The 15,102-nt window shown below is 62.9% G+C and carries 14 protein-coding genes and 1 pseudogene; 1 reads left to right on the forward strand and 14 read right to left on the reverse strand.

Features of this window, described 5'->3' with window-relative positions:
* A pseudogene (locus ABSG20_RS14425) lies at positions 1–232 on the forward strand (FAD-dependent oxidoreductase); the annotation flags it as partial.
* Position 233: 1 nt separating this feature from the next.
* Here the strand turns inward: ABSG20_RS14425 and ABSG20_RS14430 are convergent.
* From ABSG20_RS14430 to ABSG20_RS14495, 14 genes are all read right to left on the reverse strand, one after another.
* Entirely contained in the window at positions 234–449 is a 216-nt protein-coding gene (locus ABSG20_RS14430; protein ID WP_423865177.1) for a hypothetical protein, read from the reverse strand.
* Positions 450–474: 25 nt separating this feature from the next.
* Entirely contained in the window at positions 475–1,686 is a 1,212-nt protein-coding gene (gene hemA / locus ABSG20_RS14435; RefSeq protein ID WP_423865178.1) for a 5-aminolevulinate synthase, read from the reverse strand.
* Positions 1,683–2,675: a putative photosynthetic complex assembly protein PuhE gene (gene puhE, locus ABSG20_RS14440; RefSeq protein ID WP_423865179.1), complete on the reverse strand. Its 993-nt coding sequence runs from the start codon at positions 2,673–2,675 to the stop codon at positions 1,683–1,685. Before puhE ends, hemA begins: the two co-directional genes overlap by 4 nt.
* Positions 2,676–2,687: 12 nt before the next feature.
* On the reverse strand, positions 2,688–3,779 hold the full coding sequence (acsF, locus tag ABSG20_RS14445; RefSeq protein ID WP_423865180.1) for a magnesium-protoporphyrin IX monomethyl ester (oxidative) cyclase: 1,092 nt from the start codon (positions 3,777–3,779) through the stop codon (positions 2,688–2,690).
* Complete coding sequence (locus ABSG20_RS14450; protein ID WP_423865181.1) at positions 3,776–4,081, reverse strand: hypothetical protein; 306 nt, start codon at positions 4,079–4,081, stop codon at positions 3,776–3,778. The genes acsF and ABSG20_RS14450 overlap by 4 nt, the downstream gene beginning before the upstream one ends.
* Entirely contained in the window at positions 4,078–4,533 is a 456-nt protein-coding gene (gene puhC / locus ABSG20_RS14455; RefSeq protein WP_423865182.1) for a photosynthetic complex assembly protein PuhC, read from the reverse strand. The genes ABSG20_RS14450 and puhC overlap by 4 nt, the downstream gene beginning before the upstream one ends.
* A gap of 13 nt (positions 4,534–4,546) precedes the next feature.
* Positions 4,547–5,209 carry a photosynthetic complex putative assembly protein PuhB gene (puhB, locus tag ABSG20_RS14460; protein WP_423865183.1) on the reverse strand — a complete coding sequence of 221 codons (663 nt, stop codon included), beginning with the start codon at positions 5,207–5,209 and terminating at the stop codon, positions 4,547–4,549.
* Positions 5,206–5,973, reverse strand: a complete 768-nt coding sequence (gene puhA / locus ABSG20_RS14465) for a photosynthetic reaction center subunit H (RefSeq protein WP_423865184.1) — start codon at positions 5,971–5,973, stop codon at positions 5,206–5,208. The genes puhB and puhA overlap by 4 nt, the downstream gene beginning before the upstream one ends.
* Before the next feature lie 22 nt (positions 5,974–5,995).
* Positions 5,996–7,429, reverse strand: a complete 1,434-nt coding sequence (locus tag ABSG20_RS14470; RefSeq protein ID WP_423865185.1) for a PucC family protein — start codon at positions 7,427–7,429, stop codon at positions 5,996–5,998.
* Positions 7,426–8,127, reverse strand: coding sequence for a magnesium protoporphyrin IX methyltransferase (gene bchM / locus ABSG20_RS14475; protein ID WP_423865186.1), 702 nt, complete (start codon positions 8,125–8,127; stop codon positions 7,426–7,428). Before bchM ends, ABSG20_RS14470 begins: the two co-directional genes overlap by 4 nt.
* Complete coding sequence (gene bchL / locus ABSG20_RS14480; protein ID WP_423865187.1) at positions 8,127–9,038, reverse strand: ferredoxin:protochlorophyllide reductase (ATP-dependent) iron-sulfur ATP-binding protein; 912 nt, start codon at positions 9,036–9,038, stop codon at positions 8,127–8,129. The genes bchM and bchL overlap by 1 nt, the downstream gene beginning before the upstream one ends.
* A complete protein-coding gene (locus ABSG20_RS14485; RefSeq protein WP_423865188.1) occupies positions 9,035–12,766 on the reverse strand; it encodes a magnesium chelatase subunit H in 3,732 nt (1,243 codons plus the stop codon). The genes bchL and ABSG20_RS14485 overlap by 4 nt, the downstream gene beginning before the upstream one ends.
* Complete coding sequence (gene bchB / locus ABSG20_RS14490) at positions 12,741–14,315, reverse strand: ferredoxin:protochlorophyllide reductase (ATP-dependent) subunit B (RefSeq protein WP_423865190.1); 1,575 nt, start codon at positions 14,313–14,315, stop codon at positions 12,741–12,743. The genes ABSG20_RS14485 and bchB overlap by 26 nt, the downstream gene beginning before the upstream one ends.
* 2 nt (positions 14,316–14,317) lie before the next feature.
* Positions 14,318–15,102 (reverse strand): ferredoxin:protochlorophyllide reductase (ATP-dependent) subunit N (locus ABSG20_RS14495; RefSeq protein WP_423865189.1); only part of this gene is annotated, 785 nt, incomplete at its 5' end.

Here is a 15,102-nt window from a genome sequence, read left to right on the forward strand (position 1 = left end):
GGTTCATGTCTACGGCACAGCCAGATCAGAGCTCGCAGCCTGGTGCGCGGCTCACGGCGTTCTGTTGCACGCTTTCGGTTGGCGATCCAAGTACGAGAACGCCGGGCTTTCGCGCGACGCAGTCTATCTGCTCCGGCCGGATAGCTATGTCGCGCTGGCCGATGCTTCCGGCACGCCCGAAGTGCTCGAGCGATATTTTGCTGACCACGGCATCCTGCTGGCTGCGGACTGAATCAGCGGATCTTTGGTCCGCGGTCCTTGATTCGCTGAGCCTGCGGCGCAGCCGGTGCATCCGCGAGAACTGCCGGGCTTGTCGGTCTGGCGAGCAGCATCAACGTTATGTCCTGTACGGTCGCGCAAACGGGCGTCGTGTTGCCGTCTACGTTCCGGAAGAGCTGGGATTCAGCGCAGCCATGCGTAACGGCCGTGCTCTGCAGGATCTGCTGCATCGAGCGGATCTCCCCCGGGCACCGATTACGCCGCCTTGGCGAGCCCGACCTCCGCCCAGATTTGAGCCAGCGCCTGCACCAGATGCTCGATATCGGCGTCGGTATGGTGCGGCGACGGGGTAATGCGCAGCCGCTCGGTACCGCGCGGCACTGTCGGATAGTTGATCGGCTGGACATAGATGCCGTAGCGGTCGATCAGCAAGTCGCTGATCTGCTTGCACAGTACCGGGTCGCACACCATGACCGGCACGATGTGGCTGGGATTATCGAGATGCGCGACGCCGGCCTGATCGAGCCGCGCGCGCAGCCGCGCCACCCGATTCTGGTGCCGCTCCCGCTCTTCTGAACTGGCCTTCAGATGGCGGATGCTTGTCAGCGCGCCGGCCGCCACCGCCGGCGGCAGCGAGGTGGTGAAAATGAAACCGGATGCAAAGCTGCGGATGAAATCGCAGATCGTCGCCGAGGCCGCGACATAGCCGCCGATCACACCGAAGGCCTTTGCCAGCGTGCCCTCGATCACCGTCAGGCGATGGCTCAAGCCTTCGCGATCGGCGATGCCGCCGCCCTTCGGGCCGTAGAGGCCGACGGCATGGACTTCGTCGAGATAGGTCATGGCATTGTGCGCGTCAGCGACATCGCAGAGTTCGGCGATCGGCGCGATATCGCCGTCCATCGAATAGACCGACTCGAACGCGACCAGTTTTGGCGCATGCGGATCGAGATCGCTCAGCTTGCGTTCGAGATCGCGCGGATCGTTGTGAGCGAAGATGCGTGTTTCGCTGCGGCTGTGCCGGATGCCTTCGATCATCGAGGCGTGGTTGAGTTCGTCCGACAGAATCGTGCAGCCCGGCATACGTGTGGCCAGCGTGCTGAGCGAGGCCATGTTCGACACATAGCCCGACGTGAACAATAGCGCGGCCTCCTTGCCATGCAGGCCGGCCAGTTCGTGCTCCAGCAGCACGTGATAGTGGTTGGTGCCGGCGATGTTGCGGGTGCCGCCGGCACCGGCCCCGCAGCTGTCGAGCGCCTCATGCATCGCAGCTAAAACGGCGGGATGCTGGCCCATGCCGAGGTAGTCGTTGGAGCACCAAACGGTAACTTCGCCGGCGCCGCCGGCATGGTGATGCCTGGCTTGCGGAAAGGCACCCGCCTTGCGCTCAAGATCGGCGAAAACGCGATAGCGTCCTTCGCGGTGCAGGCCATCGAGTTGCCGGCGGAAATAGGCTTCGTAGTTCATGAAGTTCTCCCGTTAATCGTTGCCGGTGGCTCAGCGCCAACGCCGACTTCGCCTCTCGCGTGTTGTTCAAGGAACCTCTGCCGAAATTGATCCTCAAGTCGCTGTCGCGCACAAAGCGATGGCGACTTCGCAGGCGCCGCGTCGGACCGCACGCTCGACAGTACGACGACGTTGGGTGGGATGCCTGCCTTGGTGTTCGAACCTTGTTCCATGTTCTTGTCCTCCGGCGAAAATGGCGAACGCATGCCCCAACCCCACAGCGTGATCGCAGGCAAGGGCATCAGCATGAACCAATGCTCGACAACGCCCAGAGCAAACAATGTCGATACCAGCGTCAGGCTGACCACTTCGAATGGCGTCACGGCGACTTCGGCGAGACGCTGAATCATGATAACCAGGACGGCGGTGGCCAGCGTGACCGAAATCGGGAAGAAGGCACCGACGCGACTGCGGGCAAAGTATGTCTTCAGGAATTGGACGCCCTCCGGCATCAACTCGTCGTTGGTGACGGGGACGCCGAGGAAGAGATTGATCTTGGCGCTTTGCCGGAGCGCCCAGAGCGCCACGAAGGTCCAGAGTCCGGCCTGGTTCGAACCGTTCCATGTCAGCGCGACGATGGCGGCGCCGCAGGCCAGCAGGCTCAGCTCATGATAAAGGATCGCCTGCAGCGCAAAGCCGAGCCGCCTCCAGCCCCTGGCGCCGATGGGACAGACTTCAGCGCGTGGTCCGGTCAGCCATCCTGCGAGAAACGCAATCTCCTGTGCACCCCATAGCAGGATGGTGCAGCTGAACGCCGCATACGCAGCGCCTACGGTGGTGTCGTTGGCCGTCAGCGCAAGGCCGAGCAGCGATCCGAGCAGAAGGCCCGTCGCGCTGACAGCCCGCAGAATTTCAAATCTTCGCGCGCGCCCGACCAGCAAAAGCACGGCCCCGGTGCTGAACCACCATATGAATGCCGCGTAGATCGGTGGCACGATGTAGGAGGCCATGGTCCTGCCCTTTCACCACGCCGGCTGCAAGCAAATTTCGCGCGGCAATTCGTTCGGCCTGACGGGCAGGAGGAAGAGCCGTGCGAAGGTCAGCGCCGCCGCGGCGGCGAGGCTCGCACGTTTCAGCTTCGAGACGATGCCGCCCCTGGCTTGCGCATCGGCGATCTTCTCGGAGATGTGCCTGAGACGGTCCAGGCCGGCCACAAAGCGCGGATTGTCGACGTCGAGCGTCACCGGGAATACCTGCCTGGATATCTCCGATGTGATCCGGAACACCTGCATGTCATAGTCGGTCGGATGCATGCCGAGTGCCTCGTGGAACGCGGGCCGCATGTGGTCGCGGACATACATCGTCGCGAATACCGCGAGCAAAAAGAACCTGATCCAGAGCTTGTTATGCCCGCGCAGCAGCGAGGGATCGGCGCGCATCAGCAATGCAAATGCCTCGCCATGGCGAAACTCGTCGTTGCACCATCGTTCGAACCAGCGAAAGATCGGATGGAACTGACGTTCGGGATGGCGCTCCATCTGTCGGAAGATCGTAATGTAGCGGGCGTAGCCGATTTTTTCGGACAGATAGGTCGCATAGAAAATAAACTTGGGCCGGAAGTAGGTGTACTTCTTCACCCGGGTCAGAAAGCTGAGATCGACGCCGATGCCGTGATCCTTGAGGATCTCGTTGATAAAGCCCGCATGCCGCGCCTCATCTCGGCTCATGTAGCCGAACAGTTCGTGAATGTCCTTGTTCTTGATCCGCTTCTTGATCTCCGCATAGAGCACGCAGCCGGAAAACTCGGCCGTCAGCGAGCTGACGAGAAAATCCTTGAACTCCTTGCGCAACTCCGGCGGAAGGCTCTCGAGATCGTTCTTGAACTCGCCGGTCTTGACGAAGTGCGACTTGTTGTGATCGGCGCGCAGTTCCTTGATGACGGCGTCCCACTCCGAGCGCACCAGACTGACGTCGAGGCGATCCATCGCGTCGAAGTCAGTTGTGTAGAAGCGCGGGCTCAGGATGGTGTCCTGCCGCGCCAGATCGGTGCTGTCGGCTTTGCCCTTGATCCTCTGCTTCAGCTGTCCCTGGCTGCCGCCTTCCATGGGGATCATGATGCCCTCCCGTCCGAAAAACTGACTTCATAGAGTTCCGTCAATTCGAGATATCCTTCGATCTTTGCGCGCAGGCGGCCCAGCGGGCCGCCGCGGATCACGGTCGCGGTTCGGCGAACGACGAGCCGGCTGCCGAATTCGACTCGCGTCGGGGCGTCATGGACCATGACTTCATCGCCTGGCTGAATCTGGACGTCGCCATCGAGCACGACATGGGCATGCAGCGTCTCGGACGTCTGTTCGATCTCCACCGTGCAGGGCACATTGAAACTTTTGCGCGCGCCGACCCAGGTCCTGCTCATTTGGAACTCCGCAGCTTCAGCAGCCGCGCGAAGGCTTCGGTATTGGTTGATCCAAATGCGCCGAGGTCGATCCGCTTGCCGGTCGAGGTGTCCGTGAGCGTGATCTCGCCGCCTGCATATCGCGTGAGGCGGAACGGCGGCCGAGCGCCGATATCGCCAAGCTTCCTTTCACGGGCCAGGCCGCGCATCACGACGCGAATAAAGCCGTTGCTGCCGGGCGCAAGCGTATCCACCAGGTGATGATCGCTCGCGTCGAACACCAGAACCGCGCCGTGTTGGCCATCCTCAAACTGAAGATCGCGGCTTTCGACCGCGGCCGGCAATGTCATGTGAGTGCCGCCGGCGCCGGTCAGACGCACCGTGGTCACAGCCGCAAGTGCGAACAGAATGAGCGCCGCGCCGGCGAGCACTCCGCCTTTCGGTACGACCGGCTCATGAAATACTTCGCTCATGAGTTTTCTCCGTTCAGGCTGCCACGGTAGCTGGTGACTTGGCGATCGCGTTCGAAGCTGAGCCGGTCTCGCCATGTTGCACCAGCGAGATCGCTGAAGGACCGGGTTGTCCGGTCAGCGCGGCCGCAAGTTTCGCGGCGACCCCGGCCGCGTCAGGAATCGAATTCAGCATCGGTTCCGGCGCGCGCAGTCGCCACGGCCGTATATGCGGCCAGAGCAGCAGGTAAGATACCCGGCCGTTATCGGAGAGCTTCAGCGGAATATCGCCGCTGCCGTCGCGGTATGTCTTCAGGGCCGCGTTGGCGATCTTGCCGAGTGGGATGTTCATGGTCATCGGCAACGCAACGCCGAACTGGAACAGGATCCGCTTGCTGGTGATGGTGTAGCAGGCCGCGCGCCGGAATAGCCAGGCGAGGCCGGAGAGCACGGTTATGCCGCTGATCGCCGGAACGATCAACCACAACGCGGACTTGACCGCCTCGCCGGCGGGCGCGCCGTGGTACGCGTTCGAACACAACCGCCAGATCAGAAGCAGCCCGAAATAAATCGCGACTTCCCTGATGTGAAACGAGCGCAGCGCCAGCCCTTTGAAAGACGGTTTGCCCTGCCAGATCACGCGCTCGCCCACCGGCAGCGGCGCTGGAAGCTCCTTGAACTGTTTAAAATCCTGTTTCACAGCATCGGCTCCTGTCGCGAAGGCGTGGCGTAGAGCGTGCCGGCGCCATAATAACCTGCGATCCGGTCTTCCTCGAGCTTGGTCACCTGATCGGGGCTTTTGGTAACCGGCACATCGGCAAACTGGCTGCCCAGGATGGCGTTGACCGTGACGCGGCCGCGCTTGTGATTGACCAGCGCGAACGGCATCGGCAGCAGCACCCGCCTGGCACCGGCCGACGTCGTAACCTCGACCTCGATGTAGCGGATCAAGGCCTCGGCGCGATCGACCCAGACATCGGTACACACGCCGCCGATTTCATTGTCGGCTCCGATCACCCTCATGCCACGTGGATCGGGATCGCGCGGTTCCAGATAGGTGCCCTCCGCCAGCCGCAACGGGACGATGCAAGGCACGTTATCGATGTTGAGTTCGGGAACGTCCTCGCGATCGGCCCAGGACCCCGGCCCGACGCCGTCGAGCATCGGATTGCCGGTCGGCTCCATCGGCGCGCCCGGCCATACCGCGATGGGCGCTACTGCGACGTTACGGCGATCGTTCTTGTGGTTGGGAAGCGTCGCGATGTGGCCATCACGCAGCAGATATTTCTTCGGATCCGGCATCCGCGGGAAGCCGTGAACCACACCGCCTCCGCCTGCGGTGGAATCAAGTGGATAGCCCTCGCGCTTGTCTTCGCGGCGGAGATAGAAAATCAGGCACGCGAAAAATATCCAGAAAACATAGAGCGTAACCTGTGCTACGTCCAAATATGCGCCTTCTTGCATGGAACGATCTCCCTTTCGTTGACTAACCTGGAAATTCTGCCAGGCCGAATTTGGATGACGGCCGAAACAAGCCAGACCTTGCGCTGCGCACGAGTGGGCCGATCGCGACCAACGTGGCGAACAGCAGAGCAACTTCGATGTGATAGACGACGCTGTACCCGGTCGATGGATCTGTCAGCGCGCGGCCGAGCATACCGTTGGACGCAAGCGATGACACCGCATCGCGGATGCCGCCGCCGAGTGCGATGCCGCCGCCGGCCGCGGTCGCCTGCACGGCACCCCACGTGCCCAGCGCCAGCCCGCTCTCGCCGTCCCTGGCGATCGCCATTGCGGCTGTCAGCGTGCCCGCCGCGAACAATCCGCCACCGAAACCTATGAGTGCCGTACCGATCCGGAACAACAAAACCGAGTCTAGCGGCGCCGAGAAGATCACCGCCGAAAATGCGAACACGCCGGCCACCGCGCCGAAGCCCGCAATGCGATAGGGGTCGGCGTCACGTCCCAGCGTTCGTGCGGCAAGTCCGAAGCCGGCCATCGTGCCGAGAGCGAAGAAGGCCGTCAGCGCCGTGGTCTGGCCCACGGTGAGCTTGAGGATTTCGGCGCCATAGGGTTCAAGCAGAATGTCCTGCATCGAGAACGCCGAGGTACCCAGCGCGAGCGCAACCAGAACGCGGACCGAGCCGCCCGAATTTCGGAACTTGGCCCACGAGTGCTGGAATTCGGGCCGTTCCCGCAGGGCGGAGGTCAGCGAGGGGTTGCGCGCCTCCTGCTTCCACAACGCGCAGATGTTGAGGAGCAATTGGGTGACCGCGACGCCCTGGATCACCTGGATCAGCCGGATCTCGTTGAAATTCCGCAGCAGCTCGCTGAAGATCAGAGCGCTCCCGGCCATGCCGAACAGCAGCATGACGTAAAGAAATGCCACGACGCGCGGCCGCGAGTCCGCCGGCGCCAGATCGGTGGCCAGCGCGAGCCCTGCGGTCTGGGTCGTATGCATGCCCGCACCGACCAGGAGAAAAGCCAGCGCCGCGCCAAACTGTCCGTACACCGCCGGATATTCTCCGGTACCCGACAACACCAGCAGAGCGAAGGGCAGAATGGCAAAGCCGCCGAACTGCACCAGCGTGCCCATCCAGATGTAGGGCACCCGCCGCCAGCCCAGCACCGAACGGTGGTTGTCGGACTTGAAGCCGATCAGAACGCGGAATGGCGCGAACACCAGCGGCAGCGAAACCATCAGCGAGACCAGCAGGGTAGATACACCGAGCTCGACGATCATCACGCGATTCAGGGTGCCGTTCAGCAGCACGATGGAAATGCCGGTCGACACCTGAAACAGCGACAGCCGCAGCAATCGTGAAAGCGGAAGCTCCTTCGTTGCCGCGTCGGCAAACGGGAGGAAGCGCGTTCCGAGCCGCATCCATCCTTTCGCCAAAGTGGTCGAAATCCGTGTCATCGGAGAATCACCTCCAAAGCGTGGGATTTGTAGAAGCCGCTCGCGACCCGGCGGCTGCGTCCAAGCTGCCAGCCCTCAAGGCTCTCCTCCGACATCAGCAATTGCCGTAATTTCTGCTCGGCCACCGGCTCGATGGCCGGTGCCCGATCGCGGCGCGGAAACAACCGGCCCACCGCATGCATCACCGCCAGCGCCGGGGTCTTCGGCGCGAATGTCATCAGCAGCGCTTCACCGGTGCGCGCGGCCAATCCCGCCACGATGCGGCAGGTGTCTGCGGGGCGGTAATGGATCAACGAATCCATCGCGACCACGAAATCGAACTTGCCGAGTTTGGGATCGAGCATATCACCCGATCTGAATTCAACCGCCGTCGAATCGAGATCGCCGGGGATGCGCTCGCGCGCCACCGACACCAGTGTCGGCGACAGATCGATGGCGACCACGCGAGCGCCGCGCCGTGCCGCCTCGATCGACAGCGCGCCGGTGCCGCAGCCGGCATCAAGCAACCGCGCACCACTCATGTTCGCGGGCAACCACGTCAGCAGCGTGTTGCGCATCTCGTCGCGGCCGGCCCGCACCGTCGCCCGGATCCGCCCCAGCGGTGCGTCCGAAGTCAGCCGAGCCCAGGCATCGACTGCGGTACGGTCGAAATAGGTTTGCAGCTCTCCGCGCCGCTCGAGATAGGTAGCGACAGACATCAGTCGAACCCCAACAGATCGAAGATTTCACGGTCCTTGAGTGATTTACCCGGCAGAGGCTCGGTCTTGCCTTCCCATAGTTCGGTCGCGAGCCTGATGTATTCGTCGGTGACGGCCTTCAATTCCGGTGTCTCGTCCATCTCGAACAGCGTCGATTTCTTCAGGCGACTCCTGCGGATGACGTCGAGATCCGGGAAGTGCGCGACCCGCTTCAGGCCCGCCTTCTCGCTGTAGCGGTCGATCTGGTCGGTCGCGACACTGCGGTTGGCGATCACGCCGCCGAGCCGCACACCGTAATTCTTCGATTTCGCCTCGATGGCGGCGACGATACGGTTCATCGCGAAGATCGAGTCGAAATCGTTGGCCGCGACGATCAGCGCACGGTCGGAATGCTGCAACGGCGCCGCGAAGCCGCCGCACACGACGTCACCCAGCACGTCGAATATCACCACATCGGTGTCCTCGAGCAGATGATGTTCCTTCAGGAGTTTGACGGTCTGGCCGACGACATAGCCGCCGCATCCGGTTCCTGCCGGCGGCCCGCCGGCTTCCAGGCACATCACGCCGTTGTAGCCTTCGAACACGAAATCCTCCGGCCGCAGCTCCTCGGCGTGGAAATTGACGGACTCCAGCACGTCGATCACCGTCGGCACCAGCCGCTTGGTAAGCGTAAATGTCGAATCATGCTTGGGATCGCAGCCGATCTGCAGCACGCGCTTGCCGAGCTTGGAAAATGCCACCGAAAGGTTCGACGACGTCGTGCTCTTGCCGATGCCGCCCTTGCCATAGACCGAAAACACCTTCGCCGTGCCGATCTTGAGTTTGGGATCGAGCTGGACCTGAACGCTGCCTTCCCCGTCGCCGCAACATGACGGGCTCTTGAGCGACGATGGCTTGGTCTGGATGTTCATGCCGCAACTCCCACGCCTTCAAGGCGGTCTTCGAGCTCTTCGCCTGCCCTGCGCAGGACATCGAGCATTTCAGGATCGGGTGACCAGTATTTGCGTTCGTGGGCCTCGATCAGCCGGTTGGCGACTTTTGCCGAGGCCACCGGGTTGAGCGAGGCCAGCCGCTCGCGCATTTCAGGATCGAGCACGAAGGTCTCGGTCAACTGGCGGTACACCCAGGGGGCAACTTCGCCCGTGGTCGCCGACCAGCCCATGGTGTTGGTGACGTGCTCTTCAATCTGACGAACACCCTCATAGCCGTGCTTGAGCATGCCCTCGTACCATTTTGGATTGAGCATGCGCGTGCGGGTCTCGAGCGCGACCTGCTCCGACAGCGTGCGAACCGTACCCGCGCCGCGGGTCTGGTCGCCGATATAGACCGGCGCCGATGCGCCGCCTTTTGCCATCCGCACCGCGCGACTTATTCCGCCGAGCGTATCGAAATAATGATCGACGGTGGTGACGCCGAGCTCGACCGAGTCGAGATTTTGATAAGCCAGATCGACGGTTGCCAGCGCGTCCTTCAGCAGCGCGGTCTGCTGCACCGGCTGACCCTTGAGACCGTAGGCGAAACTCTTGCGGCGCGTATAGGTCTCCGCAAGTTCGTCCTCATCGCCCCAGCGGCCGTTCTCGACCAGATGGTTGACGTTGGAGCCGTACGCCCCGTCGGCATTGCCGAACACCCGCAGCGACGCAGTTTCCAGATCGCAGTCATGTGCAGCTTGATAAACCAACGCGCTCCTGCGAACGAAATTTAGCTCCGTCGGCTCGTCGGCGGACGCGGCGAGGAAGCAGGCTTCCGCGAGGAGCTTGATTTGCAGCGGCAGCAGGTCGCGGAAGATCCCGGACATGGTGATGATTACGTCGATGCGCGGCCGATTGAGCTGATCGAGCGGTATCAACTCGGCGCCGGTCAGGCGGCCGTAGCCGTCGAAGCGCGGCCTTGCGCCGAGCAATGCAAGCGCCTGCCCGATCGGCGCGCCTTCGTTCTTGAGGTTGTCGGTGCCCCACAGCACGATCGCGACCGATTTAGGGAGCCCGTGGCCTTCCGCCATGTGCTTGTCGATCAGCCGCTGCGCCTGAACTGCGCCGTCCTGCACCGCATAGGCACTGGGGATCCGGAAAGGATCGAAGCCGTGGATATTGCGCCCGGTCGGCAGGATCGCCGGCGTCCGCAGGAGATCGCCGCCGGGGCTCGGTCGCACGAACTTGCCGTCGAGAGCACCCAGGATGGCGGGTACCTCGTGGTCCTGCGCCAGCAATTGGTCTATCGCGGCAAGCTGCTTACAGAGGTCCGGCGTTGCGCCACCGGTCGCCAGCCACGGCTCCGTCGCCTCGCCGCACACGATCGCTTCGAGCAGTACCCTATCGAGGCGTACGCCGTGCGAAGCATCAGCCACCGCCTGCAACATCTCGATGCGCTGCTCGACCGATGGCGGTTCGCCAACGACGTGAAGGCCGTGCGGGATCAGCGAATATTCGAGTTCGAGCACCGCGTCAGCCAGCTTGCCGATGGCCTTGGCCCGATCCGCCCATGCCGGTTCCGCTTGCGCAAGATCGAGCGCGCTCGCCTGCGCCTGGATCAGGGCTGCGAGGCCGGTGCGCTCCACATCATCGTTGGGCGGCAAGCCGCGCCAGCGTTCGATCGATGCCTTCAGCTCGACGAGGCCCTTGTAAAGGCCGGCATGCGCGACCGGTGGGGTGAGATAGCTGATCAGCGTCGCCGCCGAGCGCCGCTTTGCAATCGTCCCTTCGGAGGGATTGTTCGAGGCGTAAAGATAGAGGTTGGGCAGGTCGGCGATCATGCGATCAGGCCAGCACGCGCGGGAAAGGCCCGCCTGCTTGCCGGGCATGAATTCCAGTGCACCGTGGGTACCGAAATGCAGCACCGCGCTGGCACCGAAATCCTCACGCAGCCAGCGATAAAATGCCGAGAATGCATGCGTCGGCGCGAAACCCTTCTCGAACAACAGCCGCATCGGATCGCCTTCGTACCCGAACGCCGGCTGGATCCCGACAAAGACATTTCCGAAACGCTCGCCTAGCACGAAGATCGAGCTTCCGTCGCTCTGCTGCCGGCCAGGCGCCGGGCCCCATTGCGCCTCGATCTCGCGCAGCCAAGTCTCGCGGCGAACATGATCCCCGGCGGCGATGCGTGCATGGACATTGGCGTCGGCGCCGAAGCGGGCAGCATTGCCGACGACGATTCGCTCGCGCAACGCATCGACATTGGCAGGAACCTCGACCTGATAACCCTCGCGCTTCATGGCGCCGAGCGTTCGATGCAGCGACTCGAACACCGAGAGAAACGCCGCCGTACCGGTATTGCCGGCATTGGGCGGAAAATTGAACAGCACGATCGCGACCTTGCGATCCCTGCGCTCGCAACGCCGCATCGCGATGAGACGCGCCGTCCGTGCCGCCAGCATTTCCGCCCGCTCGCTGCAAACATGCATCTCGCCGCCGATCGCGGATCGGGCAAAGGTGCAGTTGCGCTCGCAACCCGTGCAGGGAACCCCCGCGCCATCGGACCGGCCGCCATAGACCATCGGCCCGGCGGCGCCATCAAGCTCGGGGATCGCCACCATGATGGTGCTTTCCACCGGCATTAGCCCGCGATCCGACGCGCCCCACTGTTCCAGCGTCTGGAATTCGACCGGATGCGCGGAGAGATAGGGCACATCGAGTTTGGCGAGGATGTCTTCCGCCGCTTTCGAATCATTGTAGGCAGGGCCGCCGACCAGCGAGAAGCCGGTCAACGACACCACTGCATCGACCGCGCTGCGGCCATCCTTCATGAAGAAGCGTTCGATCGCCGGTCGCTGATCGAGACCACTGGCAAATGACGGAATGACACGCAGCCCCTTGGCCTCGAAGGCCGCGATGACGCCGTCATAATGACCGGAATTGCCAGCCAGCAAATACGAGCGCAGCAGCAGAAGCCCGACGGTGCCACGCTCGTTCGCGATGGCCGGAACCTTCTCCAGGGCATCGGCGATACGTCCCTTGATGCGCGGGTGATAGACGCCGATATCGGAATATTCGATCGGCGCGGCGGCCTTTACAATGCCGCGCAGACCGCGGCGCGGACCGTCCGCATAACGGTCCACCAGCAGCCTGACCATATTGGCGATGTTCTGCTCGGAACCGGCGAGCCAGTATTGCAGCGTCAGGAAATAAGCACGCATGTCCTGCGCCGTGCCGGGAATGAAGCGCAGCAGCTTCGGGAGCTGACGCAGCATCTTCATCTCGCCCTTGCCGCCCTGGCTCGAACCCTTGCGGTTGCCGCGCAGCTTCTTCAGCCACGCGATGGCGCCCAGCGCCTCGCCGCTCATGTCGAACTTGCCGAGCCGCGAGAGTTTCACCACTTCAGCCGCCGACATGCAGCAGATCATCGCGTCACAATCGTTACGACGCGCGACCAGCGCCGGCATCACCGCGCGGACGTGATCGTCGAGAAACAGCATGGTGGCGATCACGATGTCACCGCGCGCGATATCGGCAGTGCATCGCTTGAGCGCCGTGTCGTCGCTGCCCCATTCGTCGGCGGCATGCACCGAAAGCTCGAGCCCGGGAAAATCGCGCTTCAACAGGTTGCGTGCGCGCGCAGCGGCGCCGGACAGATGACTGTCCATGGTCACGACGACGACACGAAGCGGTGTCGCGTCAGCGGGCGTAGTGCGCTTTGGCATCGTAGAGTGTCTCGATGGTGATGGTGGCGACGCCATTTTCGTTGGCGAAGCGTTCGGTGTTGCGGCGGGCCTTGCCGCGAACAAAGAAGGGAATTTTGCGCAGCTCTTTCTCGGCATCGGCGGCCCATGCGACGGAGACGTCCGAGACAAGGGTCGATGCTGCAATCGGCGCGGCCGGCGTCTCTTCCATCGGCGCCCCCTGTCCGATACCCAGATGTGACGGCACGGCGCCATCCTTGAACTCAAAATCGTCCTTGAACATCGCCAGCAGATGCTCTTCGAGGCCCATCATCAGCGGGTGTACCCAGGTGTCGAAGATCACATTGGCGCCCTCAAAGCCCATCTGCGGCGCGTAGCGGGCTGGAAAATCCTGGACATGCACCGGCGCCGAGATCACCGCGCAGGGAATGCCAAGGCGCTTGGCAATATGGCGCTCCATCTGGGTGCCCAGGACCAATTCGGGTTGCAGTTCCGCGACCCTGGCCTCGACCTCGAGATAATCGTCGGTGATTAGCGGCTCGACATCGTAAAGTTTCGCGGCATCGCGAATTTCGCGACCGAATTCGCGGGCGTAGGTACCAAGCCCGACCACCTCGAAGCCAAGCTCATCCGACGCTATGCGCGCGGCGCCGACCGCGTGGGTCGCATCACCAAAGATGAAGACCCGCTTACCGGTAAGGTAGGTCGAATCGACGGAACGCGAGTACCACGGCAACCGCGTCGAACTGGCCGCGAGTGTCGACGACGCATCAATGCCTGCAAGCTTTGCGACTTCTTCGATGAATTCGCGGGTTGCGGATACGCCGATCGGAATGGTTTTGGTCGATGGCTGTCCGAAGGTGCGCTGCAGCCAGGAGGCCGCCTGCCCGGCAATCTCCGGATAGAGCACCACGTTGAAATCGGCTTCGCCTAGTCTGGCGAGATCGGCAGGTGTCGCGCCCAACGGGGCCGTGACATTGACGTCGATGCCGAGCCTGGCGAGCAAGCCGGTGATTTCGGTAACGTCGTCGCGATGGCGGAAGCCGAGCGCCGCGGGCCCGAGCAAATTACAGCGCGGCCGCGTGGCGACCGGACGTGCTGGCCGCTTCGCTCCCGTCGGCGGCGCCGAGGGTCCGGCCAGCGCGCGCACCAATTGGTAAAATGTTTCGGCGGCCCCCCAATTCTCCTTGCGCTGATACGCTGGCAAGTCGACGGCCACGACCGGAATCGGCAAATCGAGCGCGCGCGCGAGACCGCCGGGATCATCCTGGATCAATGACCCGGTGCAGGAAGCACCGACGATCATCGCCTGCGGCTGAAAACGATGGTAGGCGTTGCGTGCCGCCGTCTTGAACAGTTCAGCGGTGTCACCGCCGAGATCGCGCGCGGAGAAGGTCGTGTAGGTTACGGGCGGACGCCGGTCCCGGCGTTCGATCATCGTAAACAGCAGATCCGCATAGGTGTCGCCCTGCGGCGCATGAAGGACATAATGCACGCCCTGCATTGCGGTCGCGATACGCATCGCGCCGACATGGGGAGGTCCTTCATATGTCCATACCGTGAGCTGCATGGTCATGTCACCAGTTTCGCGCGGCGCACCAGCGGACGCGCAAACAGTTCGGCGAGGTCGGCGGCCTGCTCAAAACCATGGATCGGCGTGAACACGAGTTCGATCGACCATTTGGTGGTCAGACCCTCGGCTTCCAGCGGATTGGCAAGCCCCAGCCCGCACACCACCAGATCGGGCCGCGCCGCGCGGCAACGGTCGAGTTGCAGATCGACGTCCTGTCCCTCGGACAGCGCTACCCCGGCGGGCAGCAACTTCAGCTCTTCGGCCAGATGCTCGCGGTGCAGATAGGGCGTTCCGACCTCCACCAGCTGCATCGACAATTCGCGCGACAGAAACCGGGCCAGCGGAATTTCGAGCTGGGAATCCGGGAAAAGGAAGATACTGCGGCCGGCAAGTTTTTCGCGATAAGGCGCCAGCGCGCGGACTGCGCGGGCACGGTATGGTTGCGTGACCGTAACGAAGGTCGTGTCTTCAACGCCAAACGCATCGGCCGCGGCTCTCAGCCACGCGGTCGTGCCTTCGACTCCCAGCGGAAAGGGCGCTGCCAGCCGTATCGCGCCGCGATCCTCGAGGGCGCGGACGGTGTCGGCAAGAAACGGCTGCGCCAGAAGGAACTTTGTATTTGGTCCGACTGCCGGAAGTGCCGTCGAATTGCGCGGCGGGAGGAATTGCACGGGACCGATGCCGAGCGCCTCGAACATGCGGACGAACTGGTCTTCGACGACATTGGCCAGCGACCCCACTATCAGGAGTTGGTCCTCGCCCGTTCCGAAGGGGGGTAGCGAGG

Origin of the sequence: Bradyrhizobium sp. (assembly GCF_049512235.1) — a bacterium.
Taxonomy (GTDB): Bacteria; Pseudomonadota; Alphaproteobacteria; order Rhizobiales; family Xanthobacteraceae; genus Bradyrhizobium.

Coding starts and splice junctions, on each gene's coding strand:
- ABSG20_RS14430 (WP_423865177.1), bottom strand. CDS start 449: ATGCAGCAGATCCTGCAGAGCACGGCCGTTACGCATGGCTGCGCTGAA.
- hemA (WP_423865178.1), bottom strand. CDS start 1,686: ATGAACTACGAAGCCTATTTCCGCCGGCAACTCGATGGCCTGCACCGC.
- puhE (WP_423865179.1), bottom strand. CDS start 2,675: ATGGCCTCCTACATCGTGCCACCGATCTACGCGGCATTCATATGGTGG.
- acsF (WP_423865180.1), bottom strand. CDS start 3,779: ATGATCCCCATGGAAGGCGGCAGCCAGGGACAGCTGAAGCAGAGGATC.
- ABSG20_RS14450 (WP_423865181.1), bottom strand. CDS start 4,081: ATGAGCAGGACCTGGGTCGGCGCGCGCAAAAGTTTCAATGTGCCCTGC.
- puhC (WP_423865182.1), bottom strand. CDS start 4,533: ATGAGCGAAGTATTTCATGAGCCGGTCGTACCGAAAGGCGGAGTGCTC.
- puhA (WP_423865184.1), bottom strand. CDS start 5,973: ATGCAAGAAGGCGCATATTTGGACGTAGCACAGGTTACGCTCTATGTT.
- ABSG20_RS14470 (WP_423865185.1), bottom strand. CDS start 7,429: ATGACACGGATTTCGACCACTTTGGCGAAAGGATGGATGCGGCTCGGA.
- bchM (WP_423865186.1), bottom strand. CDS start 8,127: ATGTCTGTCGCTACCTATCTCGAGCGGCGCGGAGAGCTGCAAACCTAT.
- bchL (WP_423865187.1), bottom strand. CDS start 9,038: ATGAACATCCAGACCAAGCCATCGTCGCTCAAGAGCCCGTCATGTTGC.
- ABSG20_RS14485 (WP_423865188.1), bottom strand. CDS start 12,766: ATGCCAAAGCGCACTACGCCCGCTGACGCGACACCGCTTCGTGTCGTC.
- bchB (WP_423865190.1), bottom strand. CDS start 14,315: ATGCAGCTCACGGTATGGACATATGAAGGACCTCCCCATGTCGGCGCG.